At 75.8% G+C, this 23,663-nt stretch carries 8 protein-coding genes (1 of these 8 running past the window's edge); all 8 read left to right on the top strand.

Annotated features, from left to right (window positions below; genetic code table 11):
• Nucleotide 1: 1 nt before the first annotated feature.
• Complete coding sequence (locus tag RM555_RS03265) at nucleotides 2–637, top strand: MurR/RpiR family transcriptional regulator (RefSeq protein ID WP_132240718.1); 636 nt, start codon at nucleotides 2–4, stop codon at nucleotides 635–637.
• A gap of 70 nt (nucleotides 638–707) precedes the next feature.
• Entirely contained in the window at nucleotides 708–1,838 is a 1,131-nt protein-coding gene (gene menC, locus RM555_RS03260; protein WP_311410371.1) for an o-succinylbenzoate synthase, read from the top strand.
• Between the two features lie 123 nt (nucleotides 1,839–1,961).
• Nucleotides 1,962–3,260 carry an MFS transporter gene (locus RM555_RS03255; RefSeq protein ID WP_311410370.1) on the top strand — a complete coding sequence of 433 codons (1,299 nt, stop codon included), beginning with the start codon at nucleotides 1,962–1,964 and terminating at the stop codon, nucleotides 3,258–3,260.
• A gap of 70 nt (nucleotides 3,261–3,330) precedes the next feature.
• Nucleotides 3,331–3,552, top strand: coding sequence for an MbtH family protein (locus RM555_RS03250; RefSeq protein ID WP_132240715.1), 222 nt, complete (start codon nucleotides 3,331–3,333; stop codon nucleotides 3,550–3,552).
• 21 nt (nucleotides 3,553–3,573) lie between these two features.
• Complete coding sequence (locus tag RM555_RS03245; RefSeq protein ID WP_311410369.1) at nucleotides 3,574–9,051, top strand: non-ribosomal peptide synthetase; 5,478 nt, start codon at nucleotides 3,574–3,576, stop codon at nucleotides 9,049–9,051.
• Nucleotide 9,052: 1 nt separating this feature from the next.
• On the top strand, nucleotides 9,053–12,415 hold the full coding sequence (locus RM555_RS03240; RefSeq protein WP_311410368.1) for a non-ribosomal peptide synthetase: 3,363 nt from the start codon (nucleotides 9,053–9,055) through the stop codon (nucleotides 12,413–12,415).
• Nucleotides 12,412–13,083: a hypothetical protein gene (locus tag RM555_RS03235; RefSeq protein WP_311410367.1), complete on the top strand. Its 672-nt coding sequence runs from the start codon at nucleotides 12,412–12,414 to the stop codon at nucleotides 13,081–13,083. Before RM555_RS03240 ends, RM555_RS03235 begins: the two co-directional genes overlap by 4 nt.
• Before the next feature lie 129 nt (nucleotides 13,084–13,212).
• Nucleotides 13,213–23,663, top strand: the 5' portion of a protein-coding gene (locus tag RM555_RS03230; protein ID WP_311410366.1) for a non-ribosomal peptide synthetase. Its footprint extends 3,142 nt past the window's final position; only the first 10,451 of its 13,593 coding nucleotides appear in the window; its start codon is at nucleotides 13,213–13,215; the stop codon falls past the right edge of the window.

The following is a 23,663-nucleotide window of genomic DNA, read 5'->3' as shown; positions in this document are numbered from 1 at the left end:
CATGACCACGAAGAGATCGACCCCCTCGGAGCGCTTCGACCGCAACGTGCAGCGCAGGTCCGCGCAGGTGCTCAAGCAGCGGGTCCTGGAGCAGCAACGCACCGAGTTCGGCAAGGCGCTGGCGTGGGCCGCCGAGCAGGACGCCATCGAGCGGGCCGCGGCGCTCATCGTGTCGGCCCGCCGGCGGTACCTGCTCGGCCACGGCAAGTCGCTCGGCTTCGCGTCCCTGCTCGCCGCCGACCTCAGCGCCGGGCTCTCCGGCGTCCACCTCGTCGACGGCGCGGCACTGCGGCCCCTCGACGTGCTCAGCGACATCCGCCAGGGCGACCTGCTCGTGGCCGTCTGCATGGCGCGCTACCGGCGCGAGACCATCGACGTCGCCTCCGCCTACGTCCGCCACGGCGGCCAACTGGTCCTCGTCACCGACGCCGAGGACGCGCCGCTGGCCGAGACCGCCGCCGTCCGCATCGTCATCGGCACCGACAGCGCCTCCTACGCGAACTCCCCCACCTCCGTGGTGCTCGCCCTGCACCTGCTCGCCACCCTGACCATCGCCAGCTCGAAGGGGGCCGGCCGCCGCCTGCGCGAGCGCGACGCCCTCGCCGCCGAACTCGATCTCTACCAGGAGGAACCGTGACCGACCACAGGCGAGGCGGAGGGGCCGCCCACGAGCCGGCCGGGGACCGCCGGCACGGCGCGGTGACGGCGTGAGGCGGATCGAGGCGGTGGAGCTGCGCCGGGTACGGCTGCCGCTCGTGCACCGGTTCCAGACCAGCTCCCACGCCAAACGGGAGCTGGAGCACATCCTGGTGGCGCTCACCGACACCGACGGCGCCGTCGGGTGGGGCGAGATCGCGTCGCCGAGCGGCCCGTTCTACTGCGCCGAGACCGTCGAGAGCTGCTGGGCGGTCGCCCGCGACCACCTCGCGCCGCTGGTCCTGCGTACCGGCTGGGAGCACCCGGCCGACCTGGCCGCGACGCTCGGCCGGGTCCGGGGCAACCACTTCGCCCGCGCCGGCTTCGACATCGCCGCCTGGGCCCTGTGGTCGGCCGCCGAGGGCACCTCCCTCGCGCACGCGCTGGGCGGCACGCGCGGCAGCGTCGAGGCGGGGGTGTCGCTGGGGATCGAACGCAGCGTCGACGACCTCCTCGCCCAGGTGCGGCTGCGCGTCGACGAGGGCTACCGCAGGATCAAGCTCAAGATCGCGCCCGGCTGGGACGTCGACCCGGTGCGGGCCGTACGCGCGGCACATCCGGGCGTGCCGCTGCACGTCGACGCCAACGGCGCCTACGAGGACACCCCGGAACACCGGGCCGTCCTGGCCGAACTGGACGGCCTGGGCCTGCTGATGATCGAGCAGCCGTTCGCGCCGCGCGCACTCGTCGCGCACGCCGCCCTGCAGGAACGCATCGGCACGCCCGTCTGTCTCGACGAGTCCGTCGAGGAGCTGGACGATCTCGTCACCGCGCTGCGCCTGGGCGCCGTACGCGTGCTCAACGTCAAGGTCTCGCGGATGGGTGGGCTGACCCACGCCGTACGGGCGCACGACCTCGCGCGCGAGCACGGCGTCCCCGTGTGGTGCGGCGGCATGCACGAGTTCGGGATCGGCCGGGCCGCCAACGTCGCGCTGAGCGCGCTCGCCGGCTTCACGCTCCCCTCGGACGTCTCCGGCTCCGACAAGTACTACGCCCGCGACGTCACCACCCGCCCGATCGTGAGCGCCGACGGGCTCGTCGAGGTGCCCGCCGCGCCCGGCCTCGGGTGGGACGCCGACCTGGCGTACATCGGGGAGAGGACCACCGACCGGCTCGTGCTGCGCGCGGACGGGGCGGCGTGACGGTCCCGTCCCGGCTGACGCCGGCGGGCCGGCGCGAGCCCTCCCCCACGGCACCGGACCGGGTCCGCGCGCCGGGTCGGCGTTGCCGCCGGCGGCGACCACCCGGGTAGCCTGACCGGCACCATGGACGGTCACCGATTCGCCGTGTCCCGGCTCCTGCCGCCGCCCGGGCTGCCCCGGGCGATCGCGTACCAGTCCGCCATGGTCGCCGTCGGCAGCGGCACCTTCCTCACCGGCAGCATCGTGTTCTTCACCGAGGTCCTCGGGCTCAGCCCGGTGCAGATCGGGATCGGCTTCTCGATCGCGGGCCTCGCCGGGGTGGCCACCTCGCTGCCGCTGGGCGCGCTGGCCGACCGGATCGGCGGGCAGCGGTCCTGGGCCCTCGGCGCGCTCGGCTCGGCGCTGACGTTCGCCGCCTACCCGCTCGTGACGTCCATCGCGGGCTTCGTGGTGCTGATGGTGGTGGCCGCCGTCACCGACTCGTTCGCCAACGCCGGGCGCACCATCTACACCGCCGCCGCCATGCCGGCCGGGGACCGGGTGCGGACGATGGCGTACGCCCGCTCGTACCTCAACGCCGGGTTCACCGTCGGCACCGGTCTCGGCGCGGTGGCGCTGGCGTTCGACTCCGCCGCCGCGCTCGTCGCCATGGTGCTGCTCAACTCCGCGTTGTCACTGCTCAACGCCGGCCTCGTGACCCGGCTCCCGGCCGCGCCGATCGTGCGGCACGAGCGGACGGCCACCGCCTCGCGGTGGGCGGTGCTGAAGGACCTGCCCTACGCGACGAGCGCCGTGCTCCTCGCCGTCATGATGTTCCACTCGGTGATCCTCGTCGAGATCCTGCCGCTCTGGGCGATCACCCACACCGACGCCCCCAAGCCGCTGCTCGGCGCGATGCTGGCCCTCAACACGGTGCTGGTGATCACGTTGCAGGTGCCGGCGGCGCGCGGCGCCGACTCGCTCCCCGGCGCGGCCCGCCTGATCCGCCGGGGCGCCCTGGTCACCGCGCTCGCCTGCCCGCTGGCCGCGTTCGCGGGTCGGACCGGCGGCGGGTGGACCGTCGTCGCGCTCCTCGGCGTCGTGGTGCTGGTGACCACCACCGAGTTGTGGTTCTCGGCGGCGCTCTGGTTCTTCCAGACCAACGTGCCGCCGGCCGCGTCGCGCGGGGTGTACCTCGGCACGGCGCAGACGATCAGCTCGGCGGCGGACGTCTTCGCGCCGGTCGGCCTGACCCTCCTCGCGATCCAGACCGGCGGCTGGGGCTGGTGGGTCGTCGCGGCGATCTTCGTGGGTTGCGCGCTGGCCGCCGGCCCGGCCGTCGGCTGGGTCGCCCGGACGCCACGGACCGGCGCCGGCGCCGACCCGCCGCCGCCACCGTCCACACCGGAACCGGAGCCGGCCGTACGGCCCACCTCCGCGTGACGTCGGAAGATCGACCGATCCTTGACACGGAATCGACGCGACTGAAATCCTTCCCGGCGAAGGGGGTCCGATGAGCGCTGAGGACGACGACACCCGGACGTACGCCGTGGTCGTGAACGACGAGGAACAGTTCTCGATCTGGTGGGACGACCGGGAGGTGCCCGCCGGCTGGCGGCGCGAGGGCACGACCGGGACACGCGCCGAGTGCCTCGCCCACATCGACGAGGTGTGGACGGACATGCGGCCCGCGTCGTTGCGGCGTTGGATGGACGAGCACGCCGCGACCGGCTGACGCCGCACCGGACGAGGGCGCATGAGCGACAGTTGCCAGCGGTATCCGGCCCTCGCCGTGCAACGCGGGATGGTCCTGCAGACGCTCCGGCAGCCCGCCGGCGGGGTGGACGTCCAGCAGGTCACGATCAGGTGGGACGGCCCGCCGGACCGGGACGCGTTCGGCGCCGCCTGGCAGGCCGCGACCCGGCGGCACGCGGTGCTGCGTACGGCCTTCGAGGTCGACGGTGACCACGGCGTGGCGCAGGTCGTCCGGTCCACCGTGGCACCGGACCTGTGGTGGCGGGAGACGACCCTCGACGACTTCCTCCCCACCGACCGGTACGAGCCCTTCGACGTCGGCCGGGCGCCCCTGCTCCGGGTCACCGCGCTGAGCGACCAGCACGTCGTCGTCACCTTCCACCACGCGATCCTCGACGGCCGCTCCACCCGGATGCTGCTCGACGAGGTCCTCGCCGACTACGCCGCGCGCCGGGCCGGCCGGGTGCCGGACCCGCCGCGCCGGCCGCCGTTCGCGGACTTCGTGCACTGGTGGGGCGCGCGCGACCCGCGCACCGGCGACGCGTTCTGGAAGGGGTACCTCGCGGGCGCCCCGATGCCGCGGGCGCTCCCGGGCCGCCTCGACGCGGATCCCGGCGCGCGGGGCGTGCCCGCCTCGCACGAGGTCGTCGTCACCCGGCCGGACTCCGACCGGCTCCGCGCCGCCGCCGCCGGAGTGGACGTCGGCGTCAGCGCCGTGGTCCACGCGGCCTGGGCGCTGCTGCGCGGTGGCTACGGCGGGGTCGACGACGTCACCTTCGCGGTCACGAGATCCTGCCGGTACGACAGCGTCCCGGACGCCGACCGGATCGTCGGGCTGCTGCTCAACACGGTGCCGCTGCGGATCCGGCTCGATCCGGGGTGGACGGTGCGGCGGTTCCTCGCCGACGTGGCGGGCCGGATCCGGCGGATCCGCGAGCACCAGCTCACGCCGCTGCACGCCATCCTCGACCAGGCGGGCCTGGCACCCGACACGCCGCTGCTGGACAGCCTGGTGGTGTTCGAGCGGCAGCGGCTGTCCACCGCCCTGGCCGAGGGCGGGCCGGAGGGGGCCCGGCGCTCGGCCCGCGTACACCGGATGCCCGGCTATCCGCTGACGGTGCACGCCTTCGACGAACCGGAGCTGCGCCTGGGCGTGACGTGGGACGGCACCAGGCTGCTGGACGCCTCGGCGCGGCGGGTCCTCGCGCAGTTGCACCGCACCGTGCTCGAGTTGGCGGAGCGGCCGGACGCCCGCCTGGCCGACCTGGACCTCGGCGCCGCCGGGGAGGCGCCGCTGCGCGCCGCCTGGAACGCCACCCGGCGGCCCTACCCCCGCGACGCCTCCGTCCCCGAGGTCTTCGCGGCCCGCGTGGCCGACGAACCGGCCGCCACCGCGCTGGTGATCGGCGACCGCACCGTCTCCTACGCGGAGCTGGACCGGGCGGCGGACCGGCTGGCCTGGACGCTGCGCCGGCACGGGGTCGCCGGGGAGACCCCCGTCGCCGTGCTGCTCCCCCGGGGCGAACCGCTGATCCGGGCCCTGCTGGGCGTGCTCAAGGCCGGCGGCGCCTACCTTCCCGTGGACGCGTCCGCCCCACCCGCCCGGATCGCGGGTCTCCTCGCGGCCAGCGGCACCCGCCTGCTGCTGACCACCGCCGCGACCGCCGCCGACCTGCCGGACCTGGGCCCGGTCCGGGTGCTGGACGTCGACGCGCCCGCCGGGCAGCCGGCGCCGGCCGGTCCGCCGCCGGGGCGGATCCACCCGTCGCAGCTCGCCGCCGTCCTGCACACCTCCGGCTCGACCGGCGCGCCCAAGCGGGTCGGGATCACCCACCGGGGCGTGGTGCGGCTGGTGACCGGCCCGGACTTCGCCACTCTCGGCCCCGGCGAGCGGGTGCTCCAGTTCGCCCCGACCGCGTTCGACGCGTCCACCTGGGAGATCTGGGGTGCGCTGCTCACCGGCGCCACGGCGGTGGTCGCGCCCCCGGACCCGGTGGACCTCACCCGGCTGACCGCGCTGATCCGCGACGGCGGGGTCACCGTCGCCTTCCTCACCGCCGGGCTCTTCCGGCAGCTCGCCGAGGAGGACGTCTCGTCCCTCGCGGGGGTCCGGCAGCTCCTCACCGGCGGGGACGTGGCCGACCCGGGCGCGGTCCGCGCCGTGCTCGCCGCGCGCGACGGGCTTCCGCTGGTCAACGCGTACGGGCCGACGGAGAACACGACGCTGACCAGTTGCCACCTGATGAGCGGCGCCGGGCCGGTGGGCGACCCGGTGCCGGTCGGCCGTCCCGTGCCGCAGACCACCGTCCATGTGCTCGACGGCAGCGGCCGGCCGGTGCCGGTCGGGGTCGCTGGCGAGCTGTACACCGGCGGCGACGGGCTGGCCCGCGGTTACCTCGGCGACGCGGCGGCCACCGCCCGGGCGTTCGTGCCGGACCCGCAGGCGCCCGGCGAGCGCCTCTACCGCACCGGTGACGTCGTGCGCTGGCGCGCGGACGGGGTGCTGGAGTTCCTCGGCCGCCGCGACGAGCAGGTGAAGATCCGGGGATTCCGGGTCGAGCCGGGCGAGGTGGAGGCGGCGCTCCGGGCGCACCCGCAGGTCGCCTCGGCGGCGGTGGGCGTACGGGGCGACGGGCCGGAGCGGCACCTGGTCGGCTACGTCACGCCGGCCGGCCCGGCGGCGCCGACCCCGGCGAGCCTGCGCGACCATGTCGCCGCCCGGCTGCCGGCCCACCTGGTGCCGGCCGGGTTCGCCGTGCTCGACCGGCTGCCGCTGACCGCGTACGGGAAGGTCGACCGGGCGGCGCTGCCGGCACCCGGTCCCGCCGAGGAGGACCCGGACGTGGCCGGGCCCGCCTCACCGATCGAGCACCGGCTCGCCGAACTCTGGTCCCGGCTGCTGCCCGGCGGGCGCCCGCCCGCGACCATCGGGCGGGAGAGCAGCTTCTTCGCCCTCGGCGGCAACTCGCTGACCGCCACCCGGCTGATGTTCCGCATCCGCGAGGCGTTCGGCGTGGAGCTGGGCGTGGGCCCGTTCTACCGGGCGCCGACCCTGGCCGCGACGGCGGCGGCGATCGACGCGGCGACCGGATCGGCACCCGGTCACCGGGGACAGGCCGGGCCGGCGCTGCGCCGCCGGGACCGGGTGCCGCAGCGGAGCGGGCGGGACCTGCCGGCGCACCTGGCCCGGCTGACCGACGGTTGGGCGCTGTGGCGGACCGTCTGCCTGCGGGGCGCGGGCCTTCCGGTCGACCTGCTGGCCCCGCTCGGCGACACGGAACTCGCCGCCGCCGCGGACCGGGTGGTGGCGGCCCGGGTCGACGGGGACCCGGCCGGCATCGCCGCCACCGAGGCGGCGTACGCGGCGGCGTACCCGGAGGCGGTCGGCCGGCTCGCGGTCGCGCTGCACACGGTGGCGGCCCACCCCCGCTTCCGCGAGGCGGTGGCCTGGCAGAACCCGCACGCGCTGCGTACCGGCGTCGACGCGCTGCTGCGCCGGGGCCCGGGCAGCCCGACCCGCAACACCAAGCACCGCCAGCACGAGGCGCTGGTCACCAGCTACCTCCAGCGCTACTGCGCCAAGAACGACACGATCGGGTTCTTCGGGCCGGTCGGCTGGGCGCGGATCGAGCCGGGCGGCGGCGTACGGGTCGACCCCGCCGACCCACCGGCGCTGCTCGCCGAGCGGACCGTCTACCTGGAGGGGTGGGCGGTCGCCGCCGTGCTGGCCCCGTACGCGCAACGGCTGCGCCCGTGGCTCGTACCCCGGCTCATGCCCTTCCTGGAGCTGGCCGGGACGACGCTGCGGGTGCCGCTCGCCCCGCCGGTGGCGCTGACCGACGCCGAGGCGGCGGTGCTGCGTGCCTGCGACGGGGTCCGCGACGCGCACGAGGTCGCCGGGGCCGTGCTGGCCGAGCCGGGTTCGGGACTGCGCTCGACGCGGGAGGTGCACGAGGTGCTGGAGACGTTGGCCGGGGCCCACCGGATCGCCTGGCAGCCGGAGGTGGCGCCGCACGACACCCGGCCGGAGCGGACCATGCGGGCCCGGCTGGCCCGGGTCACCGACGAGGCCGTGCGCGCACCCGCGCTCGCCGCCCTGGACGAGCTGGTCGCCGCCCGGGACGCGCTCACCTCGGCGGCCGGCGAGCCGGAGCGGTTGACCGGTGCGATGGCCGGCCTGGAGGCCACCTTCACCCGGCTGGCCGGCGTCCCGGCCACCCGGCGCGCCGGCACGATGTACGCCGGGCGCACCCCCGTCTACGAGGAGTGCCTGCGGGCCGGCTCGGTCGGCGTCGGCGAGGCGAGCCTCGACGGGATCCGCGACGCGCTCGGCCTGGTGCTGGAGAGCGCACGCTGGTTCACCGCCGCCGGCGCGACGCTCTACCGCCGTCTCTGCGCGGAGATCTACCGCCGCCGGGCCGCCGAGCTGGGCACCGACGTCGTGCCGCTGGCCGACTTCTGGCTGCTGGCCGGCGAGGCGCTGTTCCATCCGCCGCGACGGCTGACCGACCTGCTGACCGCCGCGCTGCACCGGCGCTGGGCCGACGTGCTGGCGCTGCCGCCGGACCGGCGGCGGATCCGGCTCACGGCGGCGGAGCTGGCCCCGGCGGTGGCTGCCGCCTTCCCGCCCGGGCGGCCCGGCTGGCCGACCGCGCGGCAGCACAGCCCGGACCTGATGCGGGCCGGCGACGAGTGGGTCCTCGGCGAGCTGCACCCGGGCGTCAACACCCTGCGGTACGCCACCTGGGTGGCCTACCACCCGGAGGCCGACGAGCTGCGCGCCGCGCTGGCCCGCGACGTGGGCGCCGGGGCGGTCTATCCCGCCGAGACCGGCCAGGAGGGCGGCGTGCCGACCCGGCAGAGCAACGCGCTGGCCGGGCCCGACGACGTCCGGTTGGTGTTCGCGCACGACTCGTTCGGGCACGACCCGCGCCGCAGCCTGCGCGTCGGCGAGTGCGACCTGGTCGAGGTGGCCGGCGGGCTGCGGGTACGGTCGCGCGACGGGCGGTTCGACGTGAACCTGATGCACGTCCTCGGCGACGTGGTCGGCGCCGGGCTGTCCCAGCTCTTCCGCGTCCTACCCCCGGCGGCGCACCAGCCCCGGATCACCATCGACTCCCTCGTGGTCAGCCGCGAGTCGTGGACGTTCGCCGCCGCCGACCTCGCCTTCGCCGACACCCGCGACGAGGCGCTGCGGTTCCGGCAGGCGCGGGCCTGGGCCGGCGCCCACGGCCTGCCGCGGCACGTGTTCCTGCGCTGCGCGGGCGAGCGGAAACCGGTGCACGCCGACCTGACCAGCCTCGCCTCGGTCGATCTGGTGTCCCGGTCGGTCCGCCGGGCCCGCCGGCACGGCGGCGACGACGCCACGGTGGGCGTGGTGGAGATGCTGCCGGCGCCGGACCAGCTCTGGCTGACCGGGCCCGACGGCCGGTACACCGCCGAACTGCGGGTCGTCGCGGTCGACGGGCAGGTGCGCTGAGATGGCCGTGTTCGAGTTCCCGGCGTCGGCCGCGCAACGCCGGATGTGGCTGCTCGACCAGCTCGATCCGGGCCAGCCGACCTACCACGTCGGCTGGGCGGTGTGGCTGGACGGCCCGTTGGACACCGCCGCGCTCGACGGGGCCTGGGCGGCGACGGTCGCCCGGCACGAGATCCTGCGCACCCGCTTCCGGGCCAACGGCGGGCGGCCGATCCAGGTGATCGACGACGACGCCCCCGCGACCGCCATCGAAATCGTGGCCCTGGACGAGCTGCCCGAGGCGGACCGGGAGGCCGCGGCCCGGGCCGCGCTGCGGGAGCACGCCCGCACCCCGCTGCCGCTGGAGCGTGGCCCGCTGACCCGGGTCAGGCTGCTGCGTCTCGCCCCGCAGCGGCACGTCCTGGCGCTGGTGGCGCACCACGCGATCATCGACGGCTGGTCGTTGCGGCTGCTCCTCGACGAGTTCTCCGCCGACTACGAGGCGCGGCGCGCCGGCCGACCGCCCGGCTCCGTCGAGCCGCCCCTGCAGTACGCCGACTTCGCCCTCTGGGAGCGGGAGCACGACGACGCGGGCGGCCACGCCGAGGCGGAACGCTTCTGGCCGGCCGAGCTGGCCGGTGCGCCGCCGGAGGTGCCGCTCCCGGTCGACCACCCGTACCCCGACCGACTGTCGCCGGCCGCCGCCGAGGTCGCGGTGCCCGTCGACGGGGAGCTGGCCGGGGCGCTGCGCCGCCTGGCCGGGGCGCGGGGCAGCACCCTCTTCACCGTCCTGCTGACCGCGTACGCGGCCCTGCTGTCCCGGCTCGGCGGCGCGGACGACGTGCTCGTCGGCGTGCCCGTGGCCGGGCGCACCCGGATCGAGACCGAGCCGATGCTGGGCCTCTTCGCCAACACCGTCGCGATCCGGGCGACGCTGCACGGCGACCCGACGCTCGCCGAGCTGCTCGACCGGCTGCACGCCGCCACCGCGCGCGCCCAGGCCCACCAGGACCTGCCGTTCACGCGGGTGGTCGAGCTGTGCCGGCCGCAGCGGCAACCGACGCGGGCGCCGCTGGTGCAGGTGATGTGCACCGTCGAGGAGGCCCTGCCGACGCTGGACCGGGGGGCGCTGCGCTGGCGGCCGGAGCTGGTGCCCACCGGCACCGGCAAGTTCGAGCTGGAGCTGGCCGCCGTCGCCGGCCCGGACGAGCTGACGGTGCGCCTGCGCTACCTCACCGACCTCTTCACCCCGGACGGCGCGGGCCGGATGGCCGACGCCCTGGGCGCGATCCTGACCGCGCTGGCGACCGCCCCGCAGACCCGCGTCTGCGACGTGGACCTGCTCTCCCCCGCGACGGCGGACCTCGTCACCCGGGTGTGGCCGGCGGCCCGGTCCGGGTCCCTCCCGCCGCCGGAGTGCACCGCGGCGGCGCTCGTGGCCGACGTCGACGCCGGCGACCGGGTGGTGATCGCGGGCGACGACGCGACCCTGACCGGCGCCGCAGTGCGCGGGCTCGCGGGCCGGATCGCCACCGGGCTGCGTGGGCTCGGCGTACGGGTCCAGGAGACCGTGGGCATCGTCCTGCCCCGGGGAGCGCGTCCGCTCCCGGCGCTGCTGGGCGTCTGGTTGGTCGGGGCGGCGTACCTGCCGCTCGATCCGACCCACCCGCCGGGGCGGCTGCGCGGGATGCTCGCCGACGCCGGGGTGCGGGTGGTCGTCACGGACAGCGGCGCCGTCTCCGCGCCGCTGCTGTCCGAGCTGGCCGCGTCGGTGACCCTGCTGGACCTGGCGGAGCCGGCCGGCTCCGGGGCGCAGCCGGCGGTGCCGGCCGGCGCGGAGGCGCGCCCGGCGCTGCCGCCGCCGTGTGCGGTGCCCGCGTCGGCGGCGGCGTACGTGCTGTTCACCTCGGGGTCGACCGGCCGGCCGAAGGCGGTCACCGTCACCCAGGGCGCGGTGGCGCACCTGCTGCACGCGTTCCGCGAGATGGTCCCGCTGGGGCCGGCCGACCGGGTCCTCTCGGTGAGCCCGTTCGCGTTCGACATCGCCCTGCTCGACCTGCTCCTGCCGCTGCTGTGCGGTGCGCCGGTGGTGGTCGCCGGCGAGGACGACGTGATCGACGGCAACCGGCTGCGGCGGCTGCTCGCCACGACCGGGGCCACGATGCTCCAGGCGACGCCGACGACGTGGCGGATGCTGGTCGCGGCCGGCGGGGTGCCGGCGGGGGTGCGGCTGCGCCTCAGCGGCGGGGAGGCGCTGCCCCGGGCCCTCGCCGACGCCCTCGCGGAGCCGGGCACACGCCTGTGGAACCTCTACGGTCCGACCGAGACGACCGTCTACTCGACCGGGGCCGAGGTCGAGCCGGGGTCGGCGCCGCCTGACCTGGGCCCGGCCGTCACCGGCAGCCGGGTCTACGTGCTGGACCGGTGGCTGCGGCCGGTGCCGCCGGGCGTGGTCGGCGAGGTCTGCATCGGCGGCGCGGGGGTCGGCCGGGGCTACGCCGACGCGCCCGGCTGGACCGCCGAGCGGTTCGTGCCCGACCCGTTCACCCCCGGCGGCCGGCTCTACCGCAGCGGGGACCTGGGCCGCTGGCTGCCGAGCGGGCGGATCGAGCCGCTGGGCCGGGCCGACCGGCAGGTGAAGGTGCGGGGGTTCCGGGTCGAGACGGCGGAGGTCGAGGCGGTGCTGCGCGGCCACCCGCAGGTCCGCGACGCGGTCGTGACGGCCGTGTCCGACGTGGCGCACGACGGCGTACGGCTGGTCGGGTACGTGGTCACCGACCCGCCCGCGACCGACCCGCCGGCGGACCTGCCCGAGTACGCGCGCCGGTTCCTGCCCGCGCACATGGTGCCGGCGGTCCTCGTGGCGCTGCCCGAGCTGCCCCGCACCTCCCGCGGCAAGCTGGACCTGCGCGCCCTGCCACCGCCGGGCCGGGGCGCCGGCTCCGGCGAGCCGCCCGTCGCCCCGCGCAGCCCGCTGGAGCGGGAGCTGGCGGGGTTGGTGGCCGACCTGCTGGGCCTGCCCGGCCCGGTCGGGGTCGCCGACAACTTCTTCGTCCTGGGCGGGCACTCCGTGAAGGCCACCCAGCTGATGGCCCGGGTCTGGACGACGTACGGGGTCGACCTCCCGGTCCGGACGCTCTTCGACGATCCCACCGTGGCCGGGCTGGCCGCCGCGGTCACCGCCGCCGGGGCGGGAACCCGCGCGGGGGTCGACGCGACACCCGCCGGCGCCGCACCGGCGGGGACCGGCGCGCCGGGGGCCGGCCCGGCGCGGACCGGCGCACCGGCCGGGCCCGACGGCGCCGGATACCTCGACACGCTGACCGACGACGACGTCGACGACCTCCTCGCCGGCATGGACGGGCCGTCGAGGTGGGACGGATGAGCGCTCCGCCGGAGCCACCGGCCTGGCTGGCGGCGGTGCTCGCCGCGCTCGCCGAGGGCCACGACCCGGCCTGCCCGCCGGACTGGCGGCGGCGGGTCGACGGGGAACTCGACCGGCTCGCCAGCCGGGTGCCGTTCCCGGTGGTGCACGACTGGCAGGCGCGCGTGCTCGCCTCGACGCCCGGCGGCGACGCCGGCCGGCTGGTGGGCGACCTGCACCGACGGGCGCTTGCCGGCGAGCGGGTGGGGGCCGACGAGTGGCGCGCCGCACTCCGACCCGCCCTGCGCGAGCTGTACCGGGCCGCCTACCCGTACGCCGAGGCCCGGGCGGTCGCGTACGCCAACGCCGAGGTCTACGCGACCGCCAACGGCTACGGCCCCGACGAGGTCGTCGAGTTCGCCGCGCACTACGCCGACCTCAGCACCGGGGCCAACGCCGAGGCGTTCGCCGACGCCAACGCCATCGCGAACGCCGACGCGCTGGCGGGCGTCCTGGCGCTGGCCGACGCGTCGGCGTACGCCCAGACGTACCCGGCTGCCCTGGTGCGCGCGTACGCCCTGGCGGCGGCGAACCGGGCCGGCGCGGCGGGTGCCCCGCACGTGCTGCGGGCGGCGTACGGACGGCTCGCCGACGCGCTGGCCGAAAGTCTGAGTCGCGTGTCGGATTGAGGTCCCCGGACCGGCCCGTCGGTCCCTGGTCCCAACCTGTCGAGTCGTCTACTGTGGATCCACTTCGGCCGATGTCAGGTGGCGCAGTCAGGTGACGCGACGGGCCGTCGGGCAATCGAGGGGGCGCACGTGCCGGACGACAAACCGACCCGTGTTCCCGCCCCTGGTCGCGTCCCCCCGGCGCGGACACCCGCCGAGGTCGAGCGCCTGCCGGACCGCTCCGGCCTCCTGCCGCTCTCCTTCGCGCAGCGGCGGTTGTGGTTCCTGGAACGCCTCGGCAGGGTCGGTCACGCCTACCACATGCCCCTCGCCCTCCAGCTCGACGGCCGGCTCGACCACGACGCGCTGCGGGCGGCCCTGGACGCCCTGGTCGCCCGGCACGAGGTCCTGCGTACCCGCATCGTGCCCGACGGCGCCGAGGCGGCCCAACGCATCGACCCGCCCGGGGCCGCGTTCCCGCTCCGGCTCGACGACCTGACCGGGCACGCCGACGCCGCCGCCGCCCTGGCCCGGCTCCAGCAGGAGGAGAGCACCGCCCCGTTCGACCTGGCGGCCGGCCCGCTGTTCCGGGGCCGCCTCGTCGCCCTCGCCGCGGACCGGCACGTGCTCCTGCTGACGATGCACCACATCGTCTCCGACGGGTGGTCGCTGGGGGTCCTGACCCGTGAGCTGGGGGTGCTCTACACCGCGCACCACCACGGCCAACCGGATCCGTTGCCGCCCCTGCCCGTGCAGTACGCCGACTACGCCGCCTGGCAACGCCAATGGCTCACCGACGGCACCCTGCAACGCCAGGAAAACCACTGGCGACACACCCTCGCCGACGCACCCACCCTGCTCGAACTACCCACCGACCGCCCCCGCCCCACCGAACAGGACCACCACGGCGCCCACCTACCCGTCACCCTCGACCCTCACCTCACCACCGCCCTGAAAACCCTCACCACCCAACACGGCGGCACCCTCTACATGACCCTGCTCACCGCCTGGGCCATCGTCCTGTCCCGCCTCTCCGGACACCACGACCTCATCATCGGCACCCCCACCGCCAACCGCCGCCGCGCCGAACTCGAAAACCTCATCGGCTTCTTCGTCAACACCCTCGCGCTGCGCATCGACCTCACCGACAACCCCACCACCACCCAACTCCTCCACCGCGTCCGCGACCTCACCCTCACCACCCTCGACCACCAGGACCTCCCCTTCGAACACGTCGTCGAAGCCGTCAACCCCACCCGCAACCTCGCCCACACCCCCCTGTTCCAGGTCATGTTCGCCTGGCAGAACAACGAGGACGTGGACCTGGACCTGCCCGGTGTCGAGGTGACCGCCCTGGCCAGCCCGTGGACCAGCGCCAAGTTCGACCTGACCCTCTCCCTGGCCGAGCACGACGGCCGCATCACCGGCAGCCTGGAGTACGCCACCGCCCTGTTCGACACCGCCACCGCCGAACGGCACATCCGCTACCTGCGGCACGTCCTCACCCAGCTCGTCGCGCACCCCGACCAGCCGATCGACCAGCTGACCCTGCTCGACCCGGCGGAGCGCCGCGAACTCCTCGCGGCCTGGGACGACGCGACCGCGTACCCGGTCGGGCGGACGATCCCCGGGCTGTTCGCGGAGCGGGTCGCCGCGGCCCCCGACGCGGTGGCGGTCACGTGCGAGGGCACGTCGCTGACCTACCGCGACCTCGACGCGCGCGCCAACCGGCTCGCCCACCACCTACGCGCGCACGGCGTCGGCCCCGACGCCCTCGTCGGGGTCTGCCTGGAACGCTCACCCGAGCTGGTCGTCGCCCTGCTGGCCGTGCTCAAGGCCGGCGGCGCGTACGTGCCGCTCGACCCCTCCCATCCGGCGGAGCGCCTCGGCGAGCTGCTCCGCGACAGCGCCCCGGTCGCCGTCCTCACCCACGCCGCGACCCGCGCCACCCTCGACGGCCTGACCGACGCGCCCCTCGTCGACCTCGACGCTGACACCCACCGCTGGGCCGACCGCCCCACCACCGACCCCGACCCCGGCACCCGGCCCGACCACCTCGCGTACGTCATCTACACCTCCGGCTCCACGGGACGACCCAAGGGCGTCATGGTCGAGCACGCCAACGTGGTGCGGCTCTTCTCCGCCACGGCCGGGTGGTTCGGCTTCGGTCCGACGGACGTGTGGAGCCTCTTCCACTCCTTCGCGTTCGACTTCTCCGTCTGGGAGATCTGGGGGGCGCTGCTGCACGGCGGCCGGCTGGTGATCGTCCCCCGGCTGGTCAGCCGCTCCCCCGCCGACTTCCACCGGCTCCTCTGCGACGAGGGCGTCACCGTCCTCAACCAGACCCCCAGCGCGTTCCGCAGCCTGATCGCCGCGCAGGCCGACAGCGCACGCACGCACCGGCTGCGCACGGTGGTCTTCGGGGGCGAGGCGCTGGACCCGACGATGCTGCGGCCGTGGTACGCGGACGCGCGCAACGGGCGCACCGAACTGGTGAACATGTACGGCATCACCGAGACCACCGTGCACGTGACCCACCGGCCGTTGACTCCGGCCGACACCGAGCGACCCGGCGTCAGCCCGATCGGGGGGCCCATCGGCGACCTGCGGCTCTACGTGCTCGACGGGCGGGGGGAACCGGTGCCGCCCGGGGTCGTCGGCGAGCTTCACGTCGGTGGCGCGGGGGTCGCGCGCGGCTACCTCAACCGTCCCGCGCTGACCGCGGAACGCTTCCGGCCCAGCCCGTTCGTCGCGGGGGACCGGCTCTACGCCACCGGTGACCTCGTGCGCCACCGCCCCGACGGCGGTCTCGAGTACCTGGGCCGCAACGACTCCCAGGTGCAGATCCGTGGCTACCGCGTCGAGCTGGGCGAGATCGAGGCCCGGCTGGCCGCCTGTCCGGGCGTACGCGACGCGGTGGTGACGGTCACGACCGACGCCACGGGCGAGCCGCGCCTGGTCGGCTACTACACCGCGTCCGTGCGCCGGCTGACGGCCGAGGCGCTGCGGACCCGGCTGGCCGGCGTCCTGCCGGAGCACATGGTCCCGGCCGCGTACGTGCGGGTCGCCGAGTGGCCGCTCACGCCCAACGGCAAGCTCGACCACCGGGCGCTGCCCGCACCCGACGGGTCCGCCTTCGCCGCCCGGCACTACACCGAGCCGGTCGGTCCGACGGAGACCGCCCTCGCCGCCATCTGGGCCGAGGTGCTGGGCGTCGAGCGGGTCGGCCGGCACGACAACTTCTTCGCGCTGGGCGGGCACTCGCTGCTGGCCCTGCGGGTGCTGGAACGGATGCGCCGCCAGGGCCTCTCCGCCGACGTACGCGCGCTCTTCGCCTCGCCGGTCCTGGCCGACCTGGCCGCCGCCGTGGGTGCCCGCACGGACCGGGCCGACGCGACGCCGGAGCCGATCCCGGCCGGCTGCGACCGGATCACCCCGGACCTGCTGCCGCTGGTGGAGCTGAGCCAGCCGGAGATCGACGCGGTCGTCGCCACCGTGTCCGGCGGGGCGCCGAACGTGCAGGACGTCTACCCGCTGGCCCCGGTGCAGGAGGGGATGCTCTTCCACCACCTGATGGCCCGCGACCGCGACCCCTACCTGGTGACCACGGTCCTGCGCTTCGCCGACCGGGACCGGCTGGACCGCTACGCCGCCGCGCTGGAGGCGGTGGTCGCCCGGCACGACGTGCTGCGCACCGGGGTGGTGTGGCACGGGATCAGCGAGCCGGTGCAGGTGGTGTGGCGCCGGGCGCCCCTGCCGGTGGAGGAGGTCACGCTCGATCCCGCGGGCGACGACCCGCTCCGGCAGCTCCGCGAGCACGTCGACCGGCGGTACGCCCGCCTCCCCCTCGACCAGGCCCCGCTGCTACGGCTGCTGGTGGCGCGGGACCCGCGCGACGGAGCGTGGCTGGCCGTGAAGCTGATCCACCACATCGTCGACGACAACACCTCGCTGAAGCAGTTGCGGGCCGAGGTCCGCGCGTACCTGGCCGGCGAGGGCGACCGGCTGCCGCCGCCGCTGCCCTTCCGTGACTTCGTGGCGCGGATCCGGCGCGGCGCCGACCGGGCCGAGCAGGAGAGCTTCTTCCGCCGGATGCTCTCCGACGTGGACAGCCCGACCGTGCCCTTCGGCCTGCGGGACATCCACGGCGACGGGCACACCATGCGCGACGCCCGGGTATGGCTCGGTCCGGAGCTGGCGCGGCGGCTGCGGCAGCGGGCCCAGGCCCTCCAGGTCGGGGTGACCAGCCTCTTCCACGTCGCCTGGGGGCAGGTGCTGGCCCGGGCCGCCGGGCGCCGGGACGTGGTCTTCGGCACCGTGCTCTCCGGGCGGATGGACGCCGGCGCGGGCAGCGACCGCGTCCTCGGGCCCTTCCTCAACACGCTCCCGCTACGGGTCACCGTCGACGCCACCGGTGCCACGGAGTGCGTGCTGCGCACCCACGAGGCGCTGACCGGGCTGATCCGCCACGAGCACGCGTCGCTGGCGCTGGCCCAGTCGTGCAGCGGGGTCGCGCCGCCGGCACCGCTCTTCACCGCCCTGCTGAACTACCGGCACGCCGAGGTGCTGGCCGAGTCGGACGCCCCCGCGCCGGAACCCGACGCGGACGACCTGACCTACCTGGCCGCGCAGGAGCACGGCAACTACCCGCTCGCGCTGGACGTCGACGACCTGGGCGACGACGTGGTGCTGACCGTCGCGGCCGCGGCGGGGGTGGCGCCCGACCGGGTCTGCGCGATGGTCGAGCGGGCCCTGGAGACGCTGGCCGACGCGCTGGAGCGGGCGCCGGACGCGCCGGTGGGCGGGCTCGACGTGCTGCCTCCCGCCGAGCGCCGCCGGCTCGTCGAGGACGGCAACGACGCCACGGTGGCGTACCCGCCGGGGCGCTGCGTGCACCACCTCGTCGAGGCCCGGGCGGCCCGCGACCCGCAGGCGGTGGCCCTCGTCCTCGGCGACGAGCGGCTCACCTACGGCGAGTTGAACACGCGGGCCAACCGGTTGGCCCACCACCTGCGCGCCCGCGGCGTCGGTCCGGACCGGCTGGTGGCGATCTGCGTCGAGCGGTCGCTGGACACCGTGGTGGGCCTGCTGGCGGTCCTCAAGGCGGGTGGCGCCTACCTCCCGCTCGACCCGGCCTACCCGGCCGACCGGCTCGCCGCCATGCTGCACGACAGCACGCCGGTGACGGCGCTGACCCACGGCCCGGCCCGCGAGCGGCTGCACGCCGCGCTGGCCGGGCTCGACACCCCGGTGGTCGACCTGGACCTCGACGCGGCGGCGTGGGCGGCGCTGCCGGTGACCGACCCGGCCGTCGACGGGTTGGGCGCGCACCATCTGGCGTACGTCATCTACACGTCCGGCACCTCCGGCACCGCCAACGGGGTGCTGGTGGAGCACCGGCAGCTGATGGCCGTGGCCGCCGCCTGGGAGCGCCTGTTCGACCTGCGTCCCGGCCTGGTGCACCTGCAGATGGCGAGCTTCTCCTTCGACGTCTTCACCGCCGACGTGGTGCGGGCGCTCGGCTTCGGCGGGCGGTTGGTGCTCTGCCCGCGTCCGCTGCTGCTGGACAGCCCGGGCCTGTACGCCCTGCTGCGCCGCCACGACGTGGACTTCGCCGACTTCGTGCCGGCGGTGCTCAACCCGTTGCTGGAGCACCTGGAGTCGACCGGCGGGAGCCTGGCCGGGTTGGAGACGGTGGTCTGCGGCTCGGACGCCTGGACCGCTGCGAACGCCGCCCAGCTCCGGGCCCTGTGCGGCCCGCGGGTACGGATCGTCAACGCGTACGGCGTGACCGAGGCGGCCGTCGACAGCACCTGCCACCTGCTCCCGACCGACGGTCTCGCCGGGGCGACCTGCCTGCCGATCGGCCGGCCGCTGCCGAACGTGCGGGTCTACCTGCTGGACGCCGTGGGCGAGCCGGTCCCGGACGGGGTGGTCGGCGAGATCCACATCGGCGGCGCGGGCGTGGCGCGCGGCTACCTGAACCGGCCCGAGCTGACCGCGCGGCGCTTCCGCGCCAACCCGTTCGTGCCGGGCGAGCGGCTCTACCGCACCGGTGACCTGGGTCGCCGCCTGCCGGGCGGGGAACTGGAGTTCCTGGGCCGCGACGACTTCCAGGTGAAGGTCCGGGGCTTCCGCGTCGAGCTGGGCGAGATCGAGTCGCGGCTGGCGGCGACCGAGGGCGTCCGGGAGGCGGTGGTCGTGGCGCGCCCCGACGCCGGCGGCCAGCAGCGGCTCGTCGCGTACGTGCTGGGCGCAGAGGCGCCGGACGCCGCGCGGTTGCGGGACCGGCTCGCCGCCCAGCTGCCGGAGCACATGGTGCCGTCGGCGTACGTCCGGCTGGCGGTGTGGCCGCTGACGCCCAACGGCAAGCTCGACCGGGCGGCGCTGCCGGCACCGGACGGAGAGGCCTTCGGCCAGCGCGGTCACGTCGAGCCGGTCGGCCTGCTGGAGTCCATGGTCGCCGGCGTCTGGGCCGAGGTGCTGGGGGTCGAGCGGGTCGGCCGGCACGACGACTTCTTCGCCCTGGGCGGCCACTCGCTGCTCGCCATGCGGCTGGTGTCCAGGATCCGGCAGGTGCTGGGGCGGGAGGTCTCCCCGGCGGTGCTCTTCGCGGCGCCGGTCCTCGCCGCCTTCGTCGCCCGGCTGACGCCGGACGGCCGCGACGTGCTGCCCCCGATCCGCCCGGTCGACCGGGCCGGCGCGCTGGAGCCCTCCTTCGCGCAGCGGCGGCTGTGGTTCCTGGAACGGCTCGGCGGTCTCGGCCACGCGTACCACATGCCCCTCGCCCTGGAGTTGGCCGGCTGGCTCGACCACGACGCGCTGCGGGCGGCCCTGGACGCCCTGGTCGCCCGGCACGAGGCCCTGCGCACCCGGCTCGTGCCCGCGGGCGCCGACGTCCACCAGCACGTCGACCCGCCCGGCACCGGCTTCACCCTGCGCACGCACGACCTCACCGGGGCGCCCGACGCCGCCGCCCGGCTGGCCCGGCTCCAGGACGAGGAGTTCACGGCCCCGTTCGACCTGACGACCGGTCCCCTGATCCGGGGCCGCCTGGTCACCCTCGCCCCGGACCGGCACGTCCTGCTCGTCACCATGCACCACGTCGTGTCCGACGGCTGGTCCATCGGCGTCCTGACCCGTGAGCTGGGGGTGCTCTACACCGCGCACCACCACGGCGAACCGGATCCGTTGCCGCCCCTGCCCGTGCAGTACGCCGACTACGCCGCCTGGCAACGCCAATGGCTCACCGACGGCACCCTGCAACGCCAGGAAAACCACTGGCGACACACCCTCACCAACGCACCCACCCTGCTGCACCTACCCACCGACCGACCCCGACCCACCGAACAGGACCACCACGGCGCCCACCTCCCCATCACCCTCGACCCCCACCTCACCACCGCCCTCAAAACCCTCACCACCGCCCACGGCACCACCCTCTACATGACCCTCCTCACCGCCTGGGCCATCGTCCTGTCCCGCCTCACCGGCCAACACGACCTCATCATCGGCACCCCCACCGCCAACCGACGCCGCGCCGAACTCGAAAACCTCATCGGCTTCTTCGTCAACACGCTCGCCCTACGCATCGACCTCACCGACCACCCCACCACCACCCAACTCCTCCACCGCATCCGCGACCTCACCCTCACCACCCTCGACCACCAGGACCTCCCCTTCGAACACGTCGTCGAAGCCGTCAACCCCACCCGCAACCTCGCCCACACCCCCCTCTTCCAGGTCATGTTCGCCTGGCAGAACACCGACGACGGCGAGCTGACCCTTCCGGGCCTGCGGGTCACCGCCCTGCCACCGCCCCACAGCACGGCCAAGTTCGACCTCACCCTCGCCCTCACCGAGCACGACGGCCGCATCACCGGCAGCCTCGAATACGCCACCGCGCTCTTCGACACCGCCACCGCCCAGCGGCACATCCGCTACCTACGCCACGTCCTCACCCAACTCGTCGCCCACCCCGACCAGCCCATCGACCGGCTGACCCTGCTCGACGAACGGGAACGGGAGCAGGCGCTGCGCCAGGCCGAGCCGTCCCCGGTCGAACGGGGCGTCGTCTACCGCTTCGCGCAGCGGGTCGCCGCGGCACCCGACGCGGTGGCGGTCACCTTCGAGGGCACGTCGCTGACCTACCGCGACCTCGACGCGCGCGCCAACCGGCTCGCCCACCACCTACGCGCGCACGGCGTCGGCCCCGACACCCTCGTCGCGGTCTGCCTGCGCAGGTCGCCGGAGCTGATCGTCGCGCTCCTGGCCGTCGCCCGGGCCGGCGGCGCGTACCTGCCCCTGGACCCGGCCCACCCCGCCGAACGCCTGGCCCACCTGCTGGCCGACGGCGCCCCGGTCGCCGTCCTCGCCCACGCCGCAACCCGCGCCACCCTCGACGGCCTCACCGACGCGCCCCTCGTCGACCTCGACGCCGACACCCACCGCTGGGCCGACCACCCCACCACCAGCCCCGACCTCGGCACCCGGCCCGACCACCTCGCCTACGTCATCCACACCTCCGGCTCCACCGGCCGCCCCAAGGGCGTGGCGCAGACCTGGCGGTGCCTGGACAACCTGATCGACTGGCAGCTCCGCTACGCCGCGCCGGGGAGTCCCGCGCCGCAACGGGTGCTCCAGTTCGCCTCGATCGGCTTCGACGTCTCCGCGCAGGAGATCTGGAGCACCCTCTGCCAGGGCGGCACGCTGGTGCTGATCGGCGAGGAGAGCGGCCGGGACCTGGGCCGGCTGCGCCACGTCCTGGCCGAGCAGGGCGTACGGCGGGCGTTCCTGCCGGCGGCCGTGCTGCACCAGCTGGCCGGTCTCACCGGGGCCGTCGCCCCGCTCGAACCCGGCTGCGAGATCGTCACCGCCGGCGAGGCGCTGCGGGTCAACGACGACGTCCGGGCCCTGGTGGCGGGGCTGGGCGGCCGGTACCTCTACAACCAGTACGGCCCGACCGAGACCCACGTGGTCAGCCAGTTCACGCTGGCCACCGAGGCGGCGGCCGACTGGCCGGCCCTGCCGCCGATCGGCCGGCCGATCGCCAACGCCCGGCTCTACGTGCTCGACGAGCGGTGCGAGCCGGTGCCGGCGGGCGTGCTCGGCGAGCTCTACATCGGCGGGTCCGGCCTGGCGCGCGGCTACCTCAACCGGCCGGCGGCGACCGCGGCGCGGTTCCTGCCGGACCCGTTCGCCGGGCCGGGCGAGCGGATGTACCGCAGCGGGGACCTGGTCCGCCGCCGGGCCGACGGGACCATCGAGTTCGTCGGGCGCGCCGACGACCAGGTCAAGGTGCGCGGCTTCCGGGTCGAGCCGGGCGAGGTGGAGGCCGCCCTGCGGCACGTTCCGGGCGTCCGCGAGGCGGCCGTGCTGCTGCGCGAGGACGCCCCCGGCGATGCGCACCTGGTCGGCTACCTGGTCGGCGACGTCACCGCCGAGGCGGCCCGCGAGCAGTTGCGGCGCCGGCTGCCCGAGCACCTGGTGCCGACCCGCTGGGTGGTGCTGGAGCGGCTGCCGCTGACCGCCAACGGCAAGCTGGACCGGCGGGCCCTGCGCGCGCCGGAGCAGGCCGACCTCGCCACCGCCTACGTCGCGCCGCGCGACGACCGGGAGGCCCGGATGGCCGCCATCTGGGCCGAGGTGCTGCGCCGCGACCGGGTCGGCGCGCACGACGACTTCTTCGCGCTGGGCGGCCACTCGCTGCTGGCGACCCGCCTCGTGCACGCGATCAACGAGCGGATGTCGGCGCGGCTGTCGCTGCGTACCCTCTTCCAGAAGCCGGTCCTGGCCGACCTGGCGGCCGAGCTGGCGGGGCCCGACTCCCCCGCCGTCGACGCCCTGCCGTCGCTCGTCGCAGATCCCACCGGCCGGTACGAGCCGTTCCCGCTCACCGACATCCAGGAGGCCTACTGGGTGGGCCGCGGGTCCACCATCGAGCTCGGCGGCGTCGGCGCGCACGGCTACAGCGAGCTGCGGCTGCGCGACTTCGACGAGGAGCGCTTCACCCGGGCGCTGCACCGGCTGGTCGACCGCCACGACATGCTCCGCGCGGTCTTCCACGACGGCGTCCAGCGGGTCCTGCCGAGCGTGCCGCGCTACGCCATGGCCCGGCAGGACCTACGCGGGCTCGACCCGCAGACCGCCGACCGCCGGCTGGGCGAGACCCGGGAGCGGATGTCCCACCAGGTGTTCGACGCCGGCCGCTGGCCGCTGTTCGAATTCGCGGTGACGCTGCTCGACGGCGAGGCGCGGCTGCACGTCAGCCTCGACGCGCTGATCCTCGACGCGGCCAGCGGGCAGATCCTGGAACACGAGCTGGCGCTGCTCTACGCCGACCCGGACGTCGACCTGCCGCCGCTCGCGGTGACCTTCCGCGACTACGTCCTGGCCGAGCGGGCCCTGCGCCGCACGCCGCGCTACGAGCGGGCCCTCGACTACTGGCGGGAGCGGGTCGGCACGCTGGCCCCCGCGCCGCAGCTCCCGCTGGAACGGCAGCCGGAGAGCGTCGAACGACCGCGCTTCACCCGCTACGACGAGGTGGTGCCGGCGGAGCGTTGGAGCCGGCTGAAGGCGCTCGCCGGCCGGCACCAGGTGAC

The organism is Micromonospora reichwaldensis, assembly GCF_031845925.1.
GTDB classification, from domain to species: domain Bacteria; phylum Actinomycetota; class Actinomycetes; order Mycobacteriales; family Micromonosporaceae; genus Micromonospora; species Micromonospora reichwaldensis.
This window is presented reverse-complemented; position numbering and strand designations above follow the sequence as displayed.

Bases quoted from the DNA above. Each gene is read 5' to 3' on its own strand.
- RM555_RS03265 (WP_132240718.1), top strand. From the start codon at position 2: ATGACCACGAAGAGATCGACCCCCTCGGAGCGCTTCGACCGCAACGTG.
- RM555_RS03245 (WP_311410369.1), top strand. From the start codon at position 3,574: ATGAGCGACAGTTGCCAGCGGTATCCGGCCCTCGCCGTGCAACGCGGG.
- RM555_RS03240 (WP_311410368.1), top strand. From the start codon at position 9,053: ATGGCCGTGTTCGAGTTCCCGGCGTCGGCCGCGCAACGCCGGATGTGG.
- RM555_RS03255 (WP_311410370.1), top strand. From the start codon at position 1,962: ATGGACGGTCACCGATTCGCCGTGTCCCGGCTCCTGCCGCCGCCCGGG.
- RM555_RS03250 (WP_132240715.1), top strand. From the start codon at position 3,331: ATGAGCGCTGAGGACGACGACACCCGGACGTACGCCGTGGTCGTGAAC.
- RM555_RS03235 (WP_311410367.1), top strand. From the start codon at position 12,412: ATGAGCGCTCCGCCGGAGCCACCGGCCTGGCTGGCGGCGGTGCTCGCC.